Here is a 15,553-nt window from a genome sequence, read left to right on the forward strand (position 1 = left end):
CGACCTCACCGAGGTCGGGCCCTTCGCCGTGTCAGCGGACGATGCGCAGCGTGAACGGGTAGCGGTGCGTCCGCCCCCGGATCGACTCGACGGTGGCGACGATGCGCAGCACCACCGCGAGCAGGAGCAGCAGGACCAGGAACAGGAACCCGACCAGCACGTGGGCCAGCAGCGCCGAGAGCAGCAGGCCCAGCCACAGCGTGATCTCGAAGTTCAGCGATTCCCTGGCGTGCTCGCGCACGCGGGCGTTGCGCTCGCCGATGGTCAGCAGCAGCACCAGCGGGCCGAGCCAGGAGGTCAACAAGGGCAGCCAGTGCGACGCCGGCACCCACGCGCGTTCCTCCCCCGCCAAGGGACGTCCGCCCCACAGGTCGTCGCGACGGCCCGAAGCGAACGGCGGAGGCTGCGGTGGCGACTGCCCCGACGGCGGCCCCCAGACCGGCTCACCCACGGGCGGGGGCGCCCACACCGGCTCCCACCCCGGGCGCACCGCGGCAGAAGTCGGCGGGCCCCACTGGTCGCGCTGTGCCCAGGGACGCGCGTCGTCCGGGGCGGGCGACGCGAACGGGTCGATGCGCGTCCACTCCACCTCGGGCTCGACGTGGCGGTCGGGCTCGCGCTCGGGCTCGGGCTCACGGGGCGGCTCCCACCATGGTGGGCCCTCGGGGTACTGGCTCACCGCACCCCCACCGCGTGGCGCAGCGGGGCCTCCCAAGGGGCGCGCAGCGCGTGGAGATCCAGGTTGAACTGACCGTGCACCTCGATGAACGGCTGGTCGAGCACCTCGCCGAGCCGCTCCACCGGGACGCCGTGCTCGGCGCACAGCGCGGTGAACGCCGCGTAGTGCTGCCCCGACAGCGACACCAACGCTCGCGCGGGGCTCTCGGAGAACAGCCACACGGTCGGGTCGCCCTCGGGCAAGGTGAGTGAAACCCCCAGGCCGTGGCGCAGCGACGACTCGACGAGCGCCTGCGCCAGCCCCCCCTCGGACAGGTCGTGCGCCGAGGTCACCAGCCGGTCGGACGCCGCCGCCACGAGGACGGCGGCCAGGGACTTCTCCGCAGCCAGGTCCGGCATCGGGGGCATGCCCCCCAAGTGGTGATGGACGGCCTCGGCCCAGGCCGACCCGGACAGCTCCTCCCGGGTGGAGCCGAGCAGCAGGACGGCGTCCCCGGCGTAGCCGAACCCCATCGGCGTCCGGCGGCCGACGTCGTCGATCACGCCCCACACGCCGACCACGGGCGCCGGGTGGGCCTCCGCCTGCGTCGGGTCGGGGCCGAGTTCGACGCCGCCCACCGGGACGCCCAGCGCCACGGCGGCGTCCGCCAGTCCGAGCCCGGCCTCCGCGAGCCGCCAGCCGACGGCGGGGTCGTGCTCGGCGCCGGTCGTGACGGACGCCGTGGCCGCCACCGGTTGGGCGCCGGTGCAGGCGACGTTGCGGTGCGCCTCGGACAGGGCCAACTGCGCGCCGAGGTAGGGGTTGAGCAGGCAGTAGCGGGGGTTGTGGTCCAGCGCGACGGCGATGCCGGGGCTGTGGGCCGACGGAACCGGGGCTGTCGGCAGGGAAGACCGGGGCTGTCGGCCGTCAAGCCCGGGGCTCTCGGCGCAATCGGGGGCCAGGCGGAGCAGGCCGGCGTCCTCGGGGTGGGCGAGGACCGTGTCGCCGCCGGCGTAGCGGTTGAAGCGGTCGGTGAGGGGGCTCCGGTCGCACAGGGCGGGCGAGCCGGCCAGCTGCAGCACCTGGTCGCCCAGCTCGGCGCCGGACGACGCCCGGGGCAGGCGCTCGGCTGCGTCCGCGTTCAGCGCGTCGATCCAGTCCGGACGCGCTGCGTCACGGCCCCCCAGCACGTCGGGTCCGACCCCAGGGCCCCCCTCGATGCGAGAACCGATCCCCACCGCCAGCAGGACGACCGACGGGGTTCCCCGGTGGTCCGCGTCGAACACGACCTCCCCGCCGATGACCGGCACGGACGCCTCGTGCGCACGCGCGCCGAGGCTGGCGACCACCTCGGCGAGTTCAGCGGACGTGCCCGAACCCAGCGGGCCGCAGCGCACGGCGTCCAGCAGGGCGACGGGCCGGGCGCCGCGCACCTCGAGCCCCCGCAGCAGGGCGCCGACGTCGTCGTGGGCGGCGATCGCGAGCGTGACGAACCGGCCATCAGCCAGCGGCACCGCGGGCGCGCCGGAGGGGGCGCCGGCGCCCTCCGCCTGGTTCACACCCGTGTCGACCACGGCGTCAATCTACCGTGCCGTCAAGGGGCGCAGCCCGTCCGGGGCCTGCCCCGGCGAGGGGGGCCGGGGGTAGGCTGGCGGTGTTCCACGATCCGCCGTGGCACGAAGGAAGGAGGCCCCCGGTGTCCGACCACCTCACCCGCCTGGCGGTCCACGCAGGCCAGTCCTCGATCCGCCTGCGCCTGGTGGGCACCGGCCGCGAGGGCACGGCGCCCGGCATCACCCTCGACCGCCCCCTCCCCCCACAGTGGGCCGCGGCCGTGACGACCTTCCTCACCGACAACCCCGACGTGCACGTCGACACCGTCACGATGGGCTGCAGCGGCCTGGGTCGCCACACCGCCCACGACGTCCTGCCGCTGCTGGCCCACGCCGACATCAAGCGGGTGGTGCTGGCGCACGACTCGGTCACGAACTTCCTCGGGGCGTTCGGCGACGGCGAGGGCTGCGTCATCTCCGCCAACACCGGCACGATCTGCCTGGCGGTCGGCCCCCGCGAGACCGCCAGGGTGGACGGCTGGGGGCACCTGATCGGCGACGCCGGCTCGGCCTACTGGATCGGCCGGACCGGCCTGGAGGCCGCCCTCCGCGGTCACGACGGACGCCGGCAGATGACGTCGCTGACCCGCGCGATGGCCGACGCCTACCCCGAGGTCGAGCACGCCCATCTCGACCTGCAGGCCAGCCCCGACCGGGTGGCCCGCATCGCGGCCTTCGCGACCGCGGTGATGAACGCGGCCGCGACCGACCGGGTGGCGGCGAACATCCTCGACAAGGCGGCCGCCCACCTGTCGGAGGCGGTGCAGGCCGCGGTGAGGCGCGTCCACCTCGGCGGGCCGGTGGCGCCGCGCGTCGCCGCGGTGGGCTCGGTGTTCCGCAACCAGCAGGTGCTACGCCGGTTCACCGACTTCCTCACGCTGCAGTGGCCCACCTTCGCCCTCGCCGAGCCGAAGGGGGACGCCCTGGACGGCGCCGCCTCGCTGGCCACGCTCGCCCCGCACCACCCGCTGTACGGGCGGGTCACTGCGGCCGAGCGCTGACTCAGGCGCCCAGCGCGTCGTCCAGCCACCCGCCCAGCCACGAGGCCGCGCCGGGTCGGAACGCGTACACGCACGCCATCCGCAGCCGTGTCGATCGCGCGTAGCCACCCAACCGGGCCGGGGTCGCACCCACGGCGTCCGCCACCGGCGCGAGCAGCGCGCGCACCCGGCGCACGTCCGCCCCGGACAGCACGCCCTGGCGCTGCCGCAGGTCGAGGTGGACGTCCAGGTTGGCCAGGTCCAGGGCGGGTTCGCCCACGGCGGCCGTGTCGAGGTCGAGCAGCCCCAGCCGGCCGTAGGGGGCATCCCAGAGCACCTGCTTGTCGTGGAGGTCGCGGTGCACCAGCCCGGGCCGGTCGGGCTCGCCCCCGGTCAGGTCGGCGGCAACCGCCTCGGCGGCCCGGCGCAGCGCACGCGCCTGCGTGGGGAACGCCCCGAACGCCTCGGTGTGCCCGACCCAGGTGAGCAGGGTGTCGGCCTCGCGCGCGGCGTCGTGGGTGGCCGGGCCGGTGGGCTCGTGGGCGAAGGCCGGCCAGGCCGCGGCCAGGGCGGCCCAGCCGGTGAGGCCGTCGCCCCCCAGGTCGTGGAGGGTCCGCCCGGCCAGGGGCGCGAACGTGATCGTGTCGTCGCCCGCCGCGAGGACGGACGCCGTCTCCAGCCCGGCGCGGGCGCACGGCCCCGCGACCGCCTCGGTCGCGGCGAGGACGCCCGCGGCCCGGCCGCGCCGGAGCACCTTCACGTAGGCGCCGTCGCGGCGTACCACCGCGCGCTTGTGCAGGCGGTGGACGAGCAGGTCGTCCCCCGCGGCGAGCGCCAGCCCGGGCAGCTTGCGGTCCTGGCCGTGGTCGGCCAGCGCCAGCCCGTCGGCGTCGAGGCGTCCGGCACGCAACCGACCGGAGGCGTCACGCCCCTCGACGGTCAGCGAGCCGTCGGCGCCGGGCCAGGCGCGCACGGCGTCCAGCTGGCCGCTGGCCCGCGCGAGCAGGTCGAGCACGGTCATCGCAGCACCTCCGCGAGGCGGTCCAGGCGCGCGGCGATGCCCGCGCGCCAGTCGGGGTCGGCGTCCCGCAGCGGCGCCATCACGCGCGAGAACAGGCCGGTCGCCCGCGCCGTCACCCGGTCGGACGCGCTGGGCAGCGCTCCCCCGGCCTCGGCGTAGCCGGCGAGGAACGCGGCGTCGAGCGGGCCGCCGTCGCCGACGGCCAGCCACGAGCCGAGGTCCAGGGCGGCGGGGCCGACGGCCGCGCGGTCGAAGTCGTTGAGCAGGCGCCGGCCGGTGGCCGTGTCCACGAGCACCTGGTCGGCCGAGGCGTCGCCGTGCAGCAGCACCGGCGCGCCGCCAGGGGCGGGGCGGGCCCCGAGCGCATCCGCCAGTTCGGTGGTGCGGCGGCCGAGGTCGGCGTCGAGCCGCGCCAGGTCGTGGGCGAGGCGGTGGGGGTCGGCGGTGGCGGGGCGGTGGTGCAGGGCGGCCAGTTCGGGCTCGTCCAGCAGCCTCGTCCCGCGGGCGTGCAGGTCGGCGAGCGTGCGCCCGGCCCACGCCATGCCCTCGGGCGACGGCGTGCGCAGCAGGTCGGCGTCGCCGAAGAAGGGCCGCACCGACACGTCCGGCACCGAGCCGTCGTCCAGGGGCGCGGGCACCGGCAGGCCGACCCCGGCCAGGCGGGTCAGCAGGCGGTGGCCCAACGCGTCCGGCTCCGCCGCGAGGCGGACGACCGTGGCGCCGTCCCGGACGAGGACCCGCCGCAGCGGGTTGTAGCGCAGCACGGCGTCCGGGCGGTCGACGAGGTCGCGCAGGCGCCGCGGCCGCAGCGCGCGGACGCCGTTGGCGAGGGCCGGGTCGCTCCCGACCGTGCCGGACTGGAGCAGCAGGTCCCCCAGCGGCCGCTCGGTCAGCGGCTGGCCGCGGCGGGCGGCCCGCTCCGCCACCTTGGCGGCCTTGGGGCGCAGGGCGGGCCACAGCACCCGCACCCAGCCCGCGGTGCCGCCGGCGGGGTCCTCCAGCCCGAGCGTGACCTGGGCGCCCGGCTTCACGCGGGCGCTGCGGGCGACGACGTCGCGCCCGAGCAGCTCCGAGAGGCCGGCGGCGTCCAGCAGGGTGTCCAGCAGCGCGTCGGTGCCGGTCATGTCGTGGCCCCCACGCGGATCGAGTCGCGGTCGCCCTCGCCGGCGGACGCCCAGGCCCGGAAGGTCGGGTTGGACGCCGCCAGCCGCTCGGGCGTGTCGGCGAACAGGACGCGCCCGCCCTCGATCCAGACCACGCGGGTGGCGGCGAGCGCCACCTTCACGTCGTGGGTGACTGCGATGGTGGTGCGGCCCTCCATGAGGCGCTCGATCGCCCGCAGCACGTCCGCCGAGGCGGCCGGGTCGAGGCCGGTGGTGGCCTCGTCGAGGACGACGACGGGGCTGTCGCGCAGCAGGGCCCGGGCGATGGCGATGCGCTGGCGCTGGCCGCCCGAGAGGGTGCCGCCGCGCTCGCCGACGGCCGTGTCGTACCCCTCCGGCTGCGCGAGGATGAAGTCGTGCGCCTGCGCGGCGCGGGCCGCCTGCTCCACCTCCTCGTCGGTGGCCAGGAGGTTGCCGTAGCGGATGTTGTCGCGGATCGTGCCGGTGAACAGCACGGCCTCCTGCAGCAGGATCGAGACCTGCTCGCGCAGCCGGTTGAGTTCCAGGCTCGTCAGCGGGTGCCCGTCGAGGCGGACCTCGCCGTGCACCGGGTCCATCCCGCGGACGAGCAACGAGACGAGCGTCGACTTGCCCGAACCCGACGGGCCGATCACCGCGATCCGCTCGCCGGGCCGGATGGTCAGGTCGACGTCGCGGAGCACGGGGTGGTCGCCGTACAACGCGGTGACGTGGTCGAACTCGACCCAGCCCACGACGCGCTCGGGCAGGAACGGGCGCCGCGCCTCGACGACGGCGGAGCGCTGGTCCATCAGGTCGGCCACCCGCTCGCCGGAGGCGGCGGCCTTGGCGATGCGACCGGTGTACTTGGCCATGTCGCGCAGCGGCTTCATCGTGGTCTTCAGGTAGGTGGTGAACAGGACGAGGTCGCCCGGGGTCATCGCCCCCTCCAGGACGCGGAGTCCACCGCCGATGAGGATGGTGGCGGTCGCGAGGCCGACGATCACGTCCGTGCGGCGCTCCAGCCCAGCGGCCAGGCGCCGCGAGCGGACGCCCTCCTTCAGCGCCTTCGAGTTCGCGCTGCTGAACCGGCCCGCGATGTGGTCCTCCAGCCCGTAGGCCTGCACGACCTTGATCGAGGACAGCGACTCCTGCGCGGTGTTGGCCAGCTGTGCCTCGCCCTTGCGCGTCTTGCGGGACGCCTCGGTGATCTTCTTCGTCGAGCTCTTGGAGCCGGCCAGGAACAGCAGGGCGGCGACGACGACGGCCAGCGACAGCAGCGGGTCGATGACGACCATGACGACGAACATGACGACGAGGGTGAGCAGGTTGGCCATGAGCGGGAGGCCCGCGGTGACGGCCACCTCCTGCAGTCGCCCCACGTCGGTGACGATCCGCTGGACGGTGTCGGCAGAGCGGTTGGTGGAGTGGAAGTCCTGCGACAGCGCCTGCACGTGGCGGAACAGCTTCGCGCGCAGCGCCGAGGACGCCCGCGACCCGACGAGGGCGAACGCGACCGTGGCGAGGTAGTTCATCAGGGCGCGCAGGCCGGTGATGACCACGAGCGCGGCACCGCAGACCAGCAGCAGGCTGAGGCTCGCCGGCGCGGGGCCGCCACGCAGGTCGGCGCCCAGCGAGGTGGACACGGCGTCCACCACAATCTTGAGGGGCCACGGCTCCAGAACGCGGAAGACGACCTCGGCCAGCAGGGCGGCGATGCCGCCGCCCATGAGGACGCGGTGCTCGCCGAGCTCGGGGCGCAGCAGGGCAAGCGTGCGCTGCAGCGGCCGCTTCTCGATCTTGGGCCCGCCGGTGCGGGTGAGGGTGAGGCTTGTCATCAGGCGGCTCCCAGCCCCGCGAGCTCGAAGGTGCGCGCGACGACCCGGGTCCAGCTGTGCTGCTCCTCGGCGTCCGCGCGGGCGGCGCGGCCGAGCTCGGCCCGGCGCTGCGGGTCGGACGCCAGAGCGTCGAGGGCGGACGCCAGCGCCGCGGGGTCGGACGGCTCGACGAGCAGCCCGGTCTCGCCGTCGCGGACGATGCCGGGCACCTGGCCGACGCGGGAGGCCACGACGGGCAGGCCGGCGGCGAGGTACTCATAGATCTTCAGCGGGCTGAAGTACTGGTCGGCCTCGGACTCCATGGCCGGGTACGGTGCCACACTGATCGCCGAGCCGGCCAGCTGCGCGGGCATCTGCTCGGGCGCGACGGCACCGCGGAAGTCGACAGCCACGCCGAGCGCGGCCGCCTGCACCTCCAGGGCGTCGCGCTGGGGGCCGTCCCCGATGATCCGCAGGCGCCAGCCGGTGGTGGCGCGGGCGGCGGCGTTCACGAGGACGTCGACGCCGTGCCACGCCTTCAGCGTGCCCACGAAGGTGACCACGGGCTCGCCGTCGGCCTCGGCCGCGGGGATGATGCGGGTGGTGCTGACGCCGTTGGCGACGGTGTGGACGTTGCCGCCCTCGGTGTGGGCCAGCACCCAGTCGCGCACCGGGTCGGACACGCAGATCGTCGCGGCGGCCACGGCCACCTGGTCCTTCAGCGCGGCCCACGCAGCGTCCGCGTCGACCAGGTCGCGGTGCCGCGCCTGCTCCTCGACCAGCGGGGCGTTCACCTCGAGGACGCCCTTCGCGCCGGTCGCGTCCGCCACACGGGCCAGCACGGTGCTGAACAGCGAGTAGCGCTCGTAGACGGCGTCGGGCGCGTGGGCGGTGACCAGGGCGGTGATCTCGTCGGACGCCGCGGCCTGCGCGCGCTCGCGCTCGGCCGGGTCGGACGCCTTGCCGACCGGCACGTGGTGGACGGGCAGGTCGGCAAGGTCGGCCGGGACGTCCTTGCCGGTGCGGGTGGCGAACACCTCGACCTCGTGGCCGGCGGCGCGGAGGACGCGGACGACCTCCTGCACGTGGACCGAGGCCCCCTTGGTGCCGAAGACCGGGATGCCGGGGTCGACGCTCACGTAGGCGATCCTCATGCCGACACCTCCGCGAGGGCCGGGGCGCCGGCGGCGGGGGCCGGGGCGGCTTCGGTGGTCTCCCAGGCGGACAGGGTCCGGGCCTGGACGTCGCTGTCGAAGCGCTCCTCGATGAGGGCGCGGGCGGCGCGGGCCATCGCGTCGGCGGGCTGGGTGCCGTCGGCGAAGCCGGCCAGGGCGCCGGCCAGGCCGGTGGCGTCGCCCGGCTCCAGCAGGACGCCGGTGCGGCCGTCCTCGACGACCTCGGGCAGGCCGGTCACGGCCGTGGCGACCACGGGGGTGCCCAGGGCCATGGCCTCGAGCACCACGGTCGGCAGGCCGTCGATGTTGCCGTCCTCGCCGGGGATGCACGGGGCGGCGAACACGTCGGCCCAGCGGACCAGCTCGGTCACCTCGTTCTGCGGCATCGGACCGAGCAGGCTGACCCGGTCGCCGAGGCCGGCGGCGTCGATCTGGGCCTGGAGGTCGGCGGCGAGATCGCCGCTGCCGGCGATGCGGACCTCCACCGGGCGTCCGGCCCCCACGAGGGTGGCGGTGGCCTCGACGAGGTGGTGGAAGCCCTTCTTCTCGACGAGGCGTCCGACCGCGGCGACCCGGAGCGGGTCGTGCGCGGGGGTCGGGGCCTCGAAGCCGAAGCGGTCGAGCTCGAGGGCGTTGTACTGCAGGCTGATGCGCGCGCCGGTGCCGGCGAGCACGCGCTGCAGGTGGTCCTCGTTGAAGCGGCTGATCGCGATGACGCGATCGGCGTCGCCGCAGATGCGGCGCAGCCAGGCCGGGTCGACCGAGGCGTGGTAGATGTCCTTGGCGTGCGTGGTGAGCGTGAACGGAACGCCGGTCAGGCGGGAAGCCACCCACGCCATCCGCCCCGCCAGCGAGGCGAAGTGGGCGTGGAGGTGGGTGATGCGGTCGGCGAGCACGGCGCGGGCCAGCTCGACGCCCTGGCCGACCTCGTCGCCGGGCAGGTCGGCCAGCTCGGGGAGCAGCTCGGCCAGGCGGGGGCCGATGACCGGGTCGCCGATGCCGCCGGCGATCCGGGCCCACAGGTCGGCACCCTTCGGGTAGCGCGCGATCCAGGAGACCGGGGCCTGGACCCGCGCGATCTCGGGGTGGAACCGTGCGTCCGTGGTGGGGCGCAGCGCGTAGATCGCGAGGTCGTCCCCGGCCGCCTCGCGGGCGAGGATCTCGGTGACGACGAACGTCTCCGAGAAGCGGGGGTAGACCTTCAGGACGTATCCGATGCGGCTCATGCCACGACCTCCAGGTTGGTGTCGGCCAGCAGGGTCGCGGCCAGGTGCGGGACGGCGGACAGGCCGTCGCGCTGGATCAGGGAACGGTCCACGCGGCGCACGACCGCGTGGGAGAGCCAAGCGCCGATGGCGGCGGGGGTCAGGTAGGGCTCGCGCAGCACGTCGAGCGCGCCGGCCGAGGCAAGGTCGCGGGCCCGGATGAGCTGCTCGGTGCGCGGCGCCTCCCGCGGCACCACGAGGGCGGGGGTGTCGGTGGCCAGGATCTCGGCGACCGAGTTGTAACCGCCCATCGAGATGACCGCGGACGCCGCCGCGATGTGGTGGCTGAGTCCGTCGACCGACCGGACGACGACCGTGCCGGGGCGCCCGGCCTCGACGACGGCGGCGTGGTCCTCGTCCTCCATCTGGGGGCCGGTGACCACGAGGTGGTTCTGCCCCACCGGCACCGTGGCCGCCGCGGCGGCCAGGGCGAGGTGCAGGCCGTCCGACCCACCGCCGACGGTGGTGAGGATGAAGGGCGCGTCGGCGCCGAACACGCTGGGGGGCGGGTTCAGGTCGCGGCCGTGGGCCAGGTAGCCGGTGAACTGCGCACGCTCGGCCAGGCCGGGGGGCACCTCGCCGGTGGCGGCGGTGTCGTGGACGCCCTGGTCGCCGTAGATCCACACGGCGTCGAAGAGCTCATCCAGCAGGGCGGGCTTGGCCAGCGCGGCCCACTCGGCGGCGGCGACCTCGGGGGCGTCCAGCACCTCGCGCAGGCCGAGCACGACGCGGGCCTGTGGGAAGCGGCGGCGCAGACGCTTCAGCGGGCGGCGCAGCTCCTTGCAGACGCCGAAGGGGTGCCGGTCGATGATGACCAGGTCGGGCTCGAAGGCCAGCAGCGCCGACTCCAGCAGGCGGGAGCGGAGCTCGACCACGCTGTCCATCGGGGCCGCCAGGTGGCGGGGCGTGTAGCCGCCGTCGCCCTTGCTGATGCCGGGCAGGGCCAGCCAGTCGAAGCCCGCCGGCAGCGGGAACTGGCTCGCTTGCGGCAGGCCGGTGGCCAGCAGGCCGGTGACCGGGCGGCCGGACAGCTCGGGCAGATGAAGCGACAGGTGCTGCGCGAGCGCCAGGTTGCGGCGGACGTGACCCAGCCCCTGCGAGTCATGGCTGTACAGGAACACTCGCAGTTGCTTGGCCATCGTGTCCTCCAGGGGTGGGGGCCACCTCTCACGGGGCCGCCTGGTGACAACTCTCCCGCCCCGCCATGAGGGGCCCATGACCGGTGCGTGTGAAGATTCTCATCCAACCCTCAGGAACCCTCGAAGGTCCCTGAGGTGCGAGCGCAGCGAGCCTCGAAGGTCCCTGAGGTGCGAGCGCAGCGAGCCTCGAAGGGTCAGGACGCGGCCAGCACGAACGTCAGGCCGCTGGTGAAAATGGCGCGCCCGTCCTCCGACGGGCCGGTCAGCGCCTCGACAGCCAGGTCCGGCCGGCCGAGCAGGCCTACCACGTTGCCCCGCTCGTTGGTGAGGCCCGCGATGCCGTACGCCGAGCCCGTGGCGTCGGCGTCCGGGCGGCGCAGGACGACCTGGCTGGCCCCCTCGAGGCGGGCCAGGGTGTCGCCGTCGGCCACGTAGCGCACGGACGCGGTGACGACCGGCAGCGTCACGGTCTGCCCCTGGTCGAGCGAGCAGGTCCAGACGGTGTCGCGGGTTTCCACGCGCAGGGTCTCCTCCCGGCACGTCAGGGCGCCGTCGTGGCGCACGACCTCACCCGGCAGCAGCCCGGCCGCGCACAGCGCCGTGAAACCCTCGCCGACGCCCAGCACGGGCAGGCCGTCCGCGGCCGCTGCGGCGAGGGCCGGCCAGAGGGCGGACGCCTCGGGGCACACCGCCCCGCCGGGCAGGACCACCGCGGCGACGTCGCCCAGGTCGGGGGCGTCGTGGGGCAGGTCCACGGGCTCGCCGCCCGCGAGCCGGACCGCGCGGGCCGTGGCGCGGGCGTCCGAGCCGGGCCAGGACACGATGCCGACCCGCGTCACCGCTCGACCCCCGGCACCACGTTCTCCACTTGCGCCATGCCCGCGATCCTAGCCCGAGGGCTGTCTGTCACCGCAGCGCAAAGGCGCGCACCTCTCCCCCGTCAGGGCAGGCGCCCGGGATCGGGTCGGCCGCGATCGTGCACGTCGACACATAGGCGGTGCCGCCGTGGATCGCCACGCCGTACGGCGCGAACAGGCCGCCGGCGACGACCGGGTGCTTCGTGGCGCCCGGCACGACGCGCCGCAGCGAGCCGACGACGCCGTTCAGTAGCCCCGCGTCGGAGAGCTGGACGGCGTACAGGGTGTCGCCCCGCCAGTCCAGCGCCGTGACGTTGGTCAGGCCGGACGCGTACACCGTCGGCTCTTGGCCGGGCACGACGCGCCACACGACCGAGCCGCCCACCGGGAACGGAAAGCCCGTCAGCTCCGAGACGTAGAAGGCGCCGTCAGGGCCCTCCACAACGTCGGTCGGCACCGACTGCATCGGCAGCGTCGCGCCCCACGGGGCGGTTGCCATCCGGTCGGGGAAGACGGCGACGGTCGCCTCCCGCTTGCCCACCTGGAGCAGATCGTTGGCGCCGGCGTCCACGACGAGGTACTTCCCGCTGCGGCCGCGGGCCAGCAGGCCCGTCGGGTTGGTGTCGAGCTGGGCCGGGTGCGGGTTTTGCGCGGCCTCGTACGCGAGGGGGTCGGCCACCTTGGCGAGCGACCCGCCGATGCGGCCGGCGACGACAGTGCCGAGCAGGGCGCCGCCCTCGCCCAAGGTGGCACGGGCGTCCGGGGCGCCGCCGAAGCCGATCACGACGGCGATGTGGTTGCCGGTGACGGCGACGTCACCGGGTCCCTGCGCGCTGCTGCCGCCCGTGCCAGCGAGAGAGGGCAGCCCCTCGACCACGCGTTCCTGGGCGCCGCGGGCGATCTTCGTCACCGCGCCGGTGGGGCCGAGGCAGTTCTCGCTGGTCGGGTCATCGGGGTTGGGGATGCAGGGGCCGGGCCCACCGCGTCCGGCCTCGGCGACGTAGACGGCGCCGGCCGGTCCGATGCTGAGCTGGCGGGGGTTGTCGAGGCCGGAGGCCACGACACGGCCGGACGCGGCCGGCGCAGCGTGGGCAGGGAGAACGGGTGCCACGAGGGTGGCCAGGGCCGCGGCTGCTGCCGCGCCGGCGACGATGCGCCCAGGGAGGTGAACCATGGTGCAGTATGGCCCGCCCTCGCAGGGGCCGGCAGGAGGAGGGCTCCCCCGGGAATCAGTTGAAGGGGAGCCCCGTCAGGCGGGTGTAGGCCTCGACGTAGCGGTCGCGGGTGGCGGCGACGACGTTGGCCGGCAGCGGGGGCGGCGGGACGTCGGAGTGCGGGTCCCAGCCCGACTCGTGCGCCAGCCAGTCGCGGACGAACTGCTTGTCAAAGCTCGGCTGGGCACCGCCCGGGCGCCACTGCTGGGCGTCCCAGAAGCGGGAGGAGTCGGGCGTGAGCACCTCGTCGGCGAGCACCAGGGTGCCCTCGGGGCGGCGTCCGAACTCCAACTTGGTGTCGGCCAGGATGACTCCGCGCTCGCGGGCGATGCCCTCGGCGCGGGCGTAGATGGCCAGGGACGCCGCGCGCAACTCCTCGGCGGCCTCGGCGCCGTGCAGTTCGACGATGCGCTCGAAGGGGACGTTCTCGTCGTGCTCACCGAGCTCGGCCTTGATGGCGGGGGTGAAGATCGGCTCGGGCACGCGGTCGCCGTCCTGCAGGCCGGCGGGCAGTTGGATGCCGGTCACGGTCCCGGAGTCGCTGTACTCGGCCCAGCCAGAACCGGTGAGGTACCCGCGCACCACGCACTCCACGGGGATCATCTCCAGGCGCTCGGTGATGACCGCGCGGCCGGTGACCGGGCCGGGGACGGCGGCGGAGACCACGTGGTGCGGCATCAGGTCGGACAGCTGGTCGAACCACCACAGGCTCAGGCGGGTCAGCACCGCGCCCTTGTCGGGGATGGTCGAGGCCAGCACGTGGTCGAACGCCGAGATGGCGTCGGTGGCCACCATGAGGAACCGGCCGGGGGCGCGGCCGTCGTCGGCCGGGTCTGCGTCGGGGAGGGCGTAGAGGCGTCGCACCTTGCCAGCGTGCACGAGGGGAAGGTCCAGCCCGTAGTCGTCGATCACGGCCGAGATCCTAGCCCCGCCCGGGGTGCGTAACCTTCTGTGTCCCAGCTGCGTTGAGCAGGGTGTCCCGCATGGGGCGCTGGACGAGGAGGTGGCCATGGGCGCGACCGCGCTGGAGGAGTCGTTCACCGACTTCGTGCGCGCATCTGCCCCGTCGCTGACCAGGACCGCGTGGCTGCTCACGGGCGACCACGCTCTCGCGCAGGACCTGGTGCAGAACGCGTACGCGAAGACCCTGCGTGCCTGGGGACGGGTGAACGCCGGCAGCGCCCTCGCCTACACCCGGCGGGCCGTGGTCACCGGCAACATCGACCGATGGCGACGCACCCGCGGCGAGGTGGCCGTCGGGCTGGACTTCGACCGCCCGGCGTCCGACCGGTTCGAGGACCGGGTCGCCGACCGCGACCGCGTCGCCCGCATGCTCGCCACCCTCACCCCCACCCAGCGCCGCGTCGTCGTGCTGCGCTACTACGAGGACCTCTCGGAGGCCCAGACCGCCGAGGCGCTCGACATGACCGTGGGCGCCGTCAAGGCCGCAGCGCACCGCGCGCTGGCGGCCCTCCGTTCTCACTACCCGGACGCCGCCGGTTCGCCGGGCGGCGCCGGCACCGACCCGCAGAAGGGAGCCTCGCGATGAACGAGCTCGAGCGCATGCTCCGCGCCGACCTGCACGACGTCGCCGGCACCGTCGACATCCCGGTGAGGCTGGACACAGTGGCCGCCGTGCGCGACCGCATGGCCGCCGCCGACCACCGCACCCGGTGGGGACGGATCGCCCTGGCCGCGGCCGTCGTCGCCGCCCTGGTGATCGCGGCCTTCTGGGTCGCCCAGGCCGTGTTGTTCCGAACACCCGACACAGCGGTGCCCAACCCGCTGCAGACCCCGTCCGAACCCGCCCCCGCCCCGTCGGCGGACCCGTCCGCGCAGCCGCCGACCACCACCCCGTCGGCCGTGCCCGCCACACCTTCGCCGTCCGCGTCGGCGGCGGCCACACCGGTCGACCCCGGGGGACGGACCGTCGGGATGTTCGTCTACTTCGCCGCCACCGAGTCGTTCCCGAACCTCGTCCGCGAGGTCCGTCAGGTGCCGGCGCAGACCCCCGCGCGCGGCGCGCTGGAGGCCATGCTGGCCGGGCCGAGCGACCCGGAGTCGGTGACGCTGTGGAACCCCGACACGAAGATCCTGGGCATCAGCGAGCACGCCGACCTGATCACCGTCGACCTCTCCAGGGAGGCGGAGGACTTCAACCTCGGCGCCGCCTACGAGGGCTACATGGTCGACCAGCTCGTGTACACCATCACCGAGGCGTTCCAGCCGACCTTCCGCGTGCTCATCACGATCGAGGGCCGCCCGTTCGTGACCGGTCACAACGTCTACGACCAGCCCATGACCCGCGGTGAGGGAACCGACAGCCCGATCCGTCTCGTCATCGACACCCCGGCGCAGGACGCGACGGTCTCCTCGCCGGTGCGGGTCACCGGGCTGGCCGCGGCGTTCGAGGCCACGATCATGTGGGAGGTGCGCGGGACCGGACCGGAGGCCCCCGTCGTCGCGGAGGGTGTGGCCCAGACCGACGAGGGCATGGTCCTGGCTCCGTTCGCCTTCGACCTGCCCCCGTTGGGGCCGGGCACCTACCTGCTGCGGATCACCCTCGACGACCCCTCCGCCGGCGAGGCCGGTCCCCCGGCCTCGGAGACCAAGGTGTTCAGCGTCCGGTAGGCGGGCACCCACCCCCCGGTGTGCAGTTCGAGGCGGCGGGACCAAACCCACACCCCCGGTGA

The 15,553-nt window shown here is 75.0% G+C and carries 13 protein-coding genes and 1 pseudogene; 3 read left to right on the top strand and 11 right to left on the bottom strand.

The annotated features are described in order from the left end of the window. Positions 1–31: 31 nt before the first annotated feature. Together ET989_RS03885 and ET989_RS03890 are read right to left on the bottom strand one after the other, a co-directional pair. Positions 32–679: a DUF4870 domain-containing protein gene (locus ET989_RS03885; protein ID WP_165490016.1), complete on the bottom strand. Its 648-nt coding sequence runs from the start codon at positions 677–679 to the stop codon at positions 32–34. Further along, positions 676–2,232, bottom strand: coding sequence for an AIR synthase related protein (locus tag ET989_RS03890; RefSeq protein ID WP_241656193.1), 1,557 nt, complete (start codon positions 2,230–2,232; stop codon positions 676–678). Before ET989_RS03890 ends, ET989_RS03885 begins: the two co-directional genes overlap by 4 nt. Before the next feature lie 122 nt (positions 2,233–2,354). Here ET989_RS03890 and ET989_RS03895 point away from each other — a divergent pair, with 122 nt between their 5' ends. Next, a complete protein-coding gene (locus ET989_RS03895; RefSeq protein ID WP_131167235.1) occupies positions 2,355–3,272 on the top strand; it encodes an N-acetylglucosamine kinase in 918 nt (305 codons plus the stop codon). A 1-nt stretch (position 3,273) separates the two neighbouring features. Here the strand turns inward: ET989_RS03895 and ET989_RS03900 are convergent, their stop codons facing one another. The 9 genes and pseudogenes from ET989_RS03900 to ET989_RS03940 form a co-directional block, all read right to left on the bottom strand. After that, on the bottom strand, positions 3,274–4,272 hold the full coding sequence (locus tag ET989_RS03900; protein ID WP_131167236.1) for a phosphotransferase: 999 nt from the start codon (positions 4,270–4,272) through the stop codon (positions 3,274–3,276). Next, on the bottom strand, positions 4,269–5,396 hold the full coding sequence (locus ET989_RS03905) for an aminoglycoside phosphotransferase family protein (RefSeq protein ID WP_131167237.1): 1,128 nt from the start codon (positions 5,394–5,396) through the stop codon (positions 4,269–4,271). Before ET989_RS03905 ends, ET989_RS03900 begins: the two co-directional genes overlap by 4 nt. Next, the gene (locus tag ET989_RS03910) at positions 5,393–7,231 is read right to left on the bottom strand and encodes an ABC transporter ATP-binding protein (protein ID WP_206662209.1); all 1,839 of its coding nucleotides are present in this window, start codon (positions 7,229–7,231) and stop codon (positions 5,393–5,395) included. The genes ET989_RS03905 and ET989_RS03910 overlap by 4 nt, the downstream gene beginning before the upstream one ends. Then, entirely contained in the window at positions 7,231–8,364 is a 1,134-nt protein-coding gene (locus ET989_RS03915; protein ID WP_131167238.1) for a glycosyltransferase family 4 protein, read from the bottom strand. Before ET989_RS03915 ends, ET989_RS03910 begins: the two co-directional genes overlap by 1 nt. Further along, positions 8,361–9,611 (bottom strand): glycosyltransferase, encoded by a 1,251-nt coding sequence (locus ET989_RS03920; protein WP_131167239.1) that lies wholly within the window; start codon positions 9,609–9,611, stop codon positions 8,361–8,363. The genes ET989_RS03915 and ET989_RS03920 overlap by 4 nt, the downstream gene beginning before the upstream one ends. Further along, complete coding sequence (locus tag ET989_RS03925) at positions 9,608–10,789, bottom strand: glycosyltransferase family protein (protein ID WP_206662210.1); 1,182 nt, start codon at positions 10,787–10,789, stop codon at positions 9,608–9,610. Before ET989_RS03925 ends, ET989_RS03920 begins: the two co-directional genes overlap by 4 nt. A gap of 194 nt (positions 10,790–10,983) precedes the next feature. Beyond that, positions 10,984–11,628, bottom strand: a complete 645-nt coding sequence (locus ET989_RS03930; protein ID WP_131167240.1) for a type 1 glutamine amidotransferase family protein — start codon at positions 11,626–11,628, stop codon at positions 10,984–10,986. A gap of 67 nt (positions 11,629–11,695) precedes the next feature. Continuing rightward, complete coding sequence (locus ET989_RS03935; RefSeq protein WP_131167241.1) at positions 11,696–12,820, bottom strand: ScyD/ScyE family protein; 1,125 nt, start codon at positions 12,818–12,820, stop codon at positions 11,696–11,698. A 70-nt stretch (positions 12,821–12,890) separates the two neighbouring features. Beyond that, positions 12,891–13,769: pseudogene (locus ET989_RS03940) on the bottom strand (phosphoribosylaminoimidazolesuccinocarboxamide synthase); the annotation flags it as partial. 100 nt (positions 13,770–13,869) lie between these two features. On the opposite strand from ET989_RS03940, the gene ET989_RS03945 reads away from it, so the two are divergent. Together ET989_RS03945 and ET989_RS03950 are read left to right on the top strand one after the other, a co-directional pair. Beyond that, the gene (locus ET989_RS03945; protein ID WP_131167243.1) at positions 13,870–14,409 is read left to right on the top strand and encodes a SigE family RNA polymerase sigma factor; all 540 of its coding nucleotides are present in this window, start codon (positions 13,870–13,872) and stop codon (positions 14,407–14,409) included. Further along, complete coding sequence (locus ET989_RS03950) at positions 14,406–15,491, top strand: GerMN domain-containing protein (RefSeq protein ID WP_131167244.1); 1,086 nt, start codon at positions 14,406–14,408, stop codon at positions 15,489–15,491. The genes ET989_RS03945 and ET989_RS03950 overlap by 4 nt, the downstream gene beginning before the upstream one ends. Positions 15,492–15,553 lie beyond the last annotated feature (62 nt).

The organism is Propioniciclava sinopodophylli (genome assembly GCF_004324755.1).
Lineage (GTDB): Bacteria > Actinomycetota > Actinomycetes > Propionibacteriales > Propionibacteriaceae > Propioniciclava > Propioniciclava sinopodophylli.

What these genes read in the sequence shown, in the direction of transcription:
- ET989_RS03935 (WP_131167241.1), bottom strand. Translation starts at nt 12,820, where the DNA reads ATGGTTCACCTCCCTGGGCGCATCGTCGCCGGCGCGGCAGCAGCCGCG.
- ET989_RS03950 (WP_131167244.1), top strand. Translation starts at nt 14,406, where the DNA reads ATGAACGAGCTCGAGCGCATGCTCCGCGCCGACCTGCACGACGTCGCC.
- ET989_RS03905 (WP_131167237.1), bottom strand. Translation starts at nt 5,396, where the DNA reads ATGACCGGCACCGACGCGCTGCTGGACACCCTGCTGGACGCCGCCGGC.
- ET989_RS03925 (WP_206662210.1), bottom strand. Translation starts at nt 10,789, where the DNA reads ATGGCCAAGCAACTGCGAGTGTTCCTGTACAGCCATGACTCGCAGGGG.
- ET989_RS03910 (WP_206662209.1), bottom strand. Translation starts at nt 7,231, where the DNA reads ATGACAAGCCTCACCCTCACCCGCACCGGCGGGCCCAAGATCGAGAAG.
- ET989_RS03920 (WP_131167239.1), bottom strand. Translation starts at nt 9,611, where the DNA reads ATGAGCCGCATCGGATACGTCCTGAAGGTCTACCCCCGCTTCTCGGAG.
- ET989_RS03915 (WP_131167238.1), bottom strand. Translation starts at nt 8,364, where the DNA reads ATGAGGATCGCCTACGTGAGCGTCGACCCCGGCATCCCGGTCTTCGGC.
- ET989_RS03900 (WP_131167236.1), bottom strand. Translation starts at nt 4,272, where the DNA reads ATGACCGTGCTCGACCTGCTCGCGCGGGCCAGCGGCCAGCTGGACGCC.
- ET989_RS03945 (WP_131167243.1), top strand. Translation starts at nt 13,870, where the DNA reads ATGGGCGCGACCGCGCTGGAGGAGTCGTTCACCGACTTCGTGCGCGCA.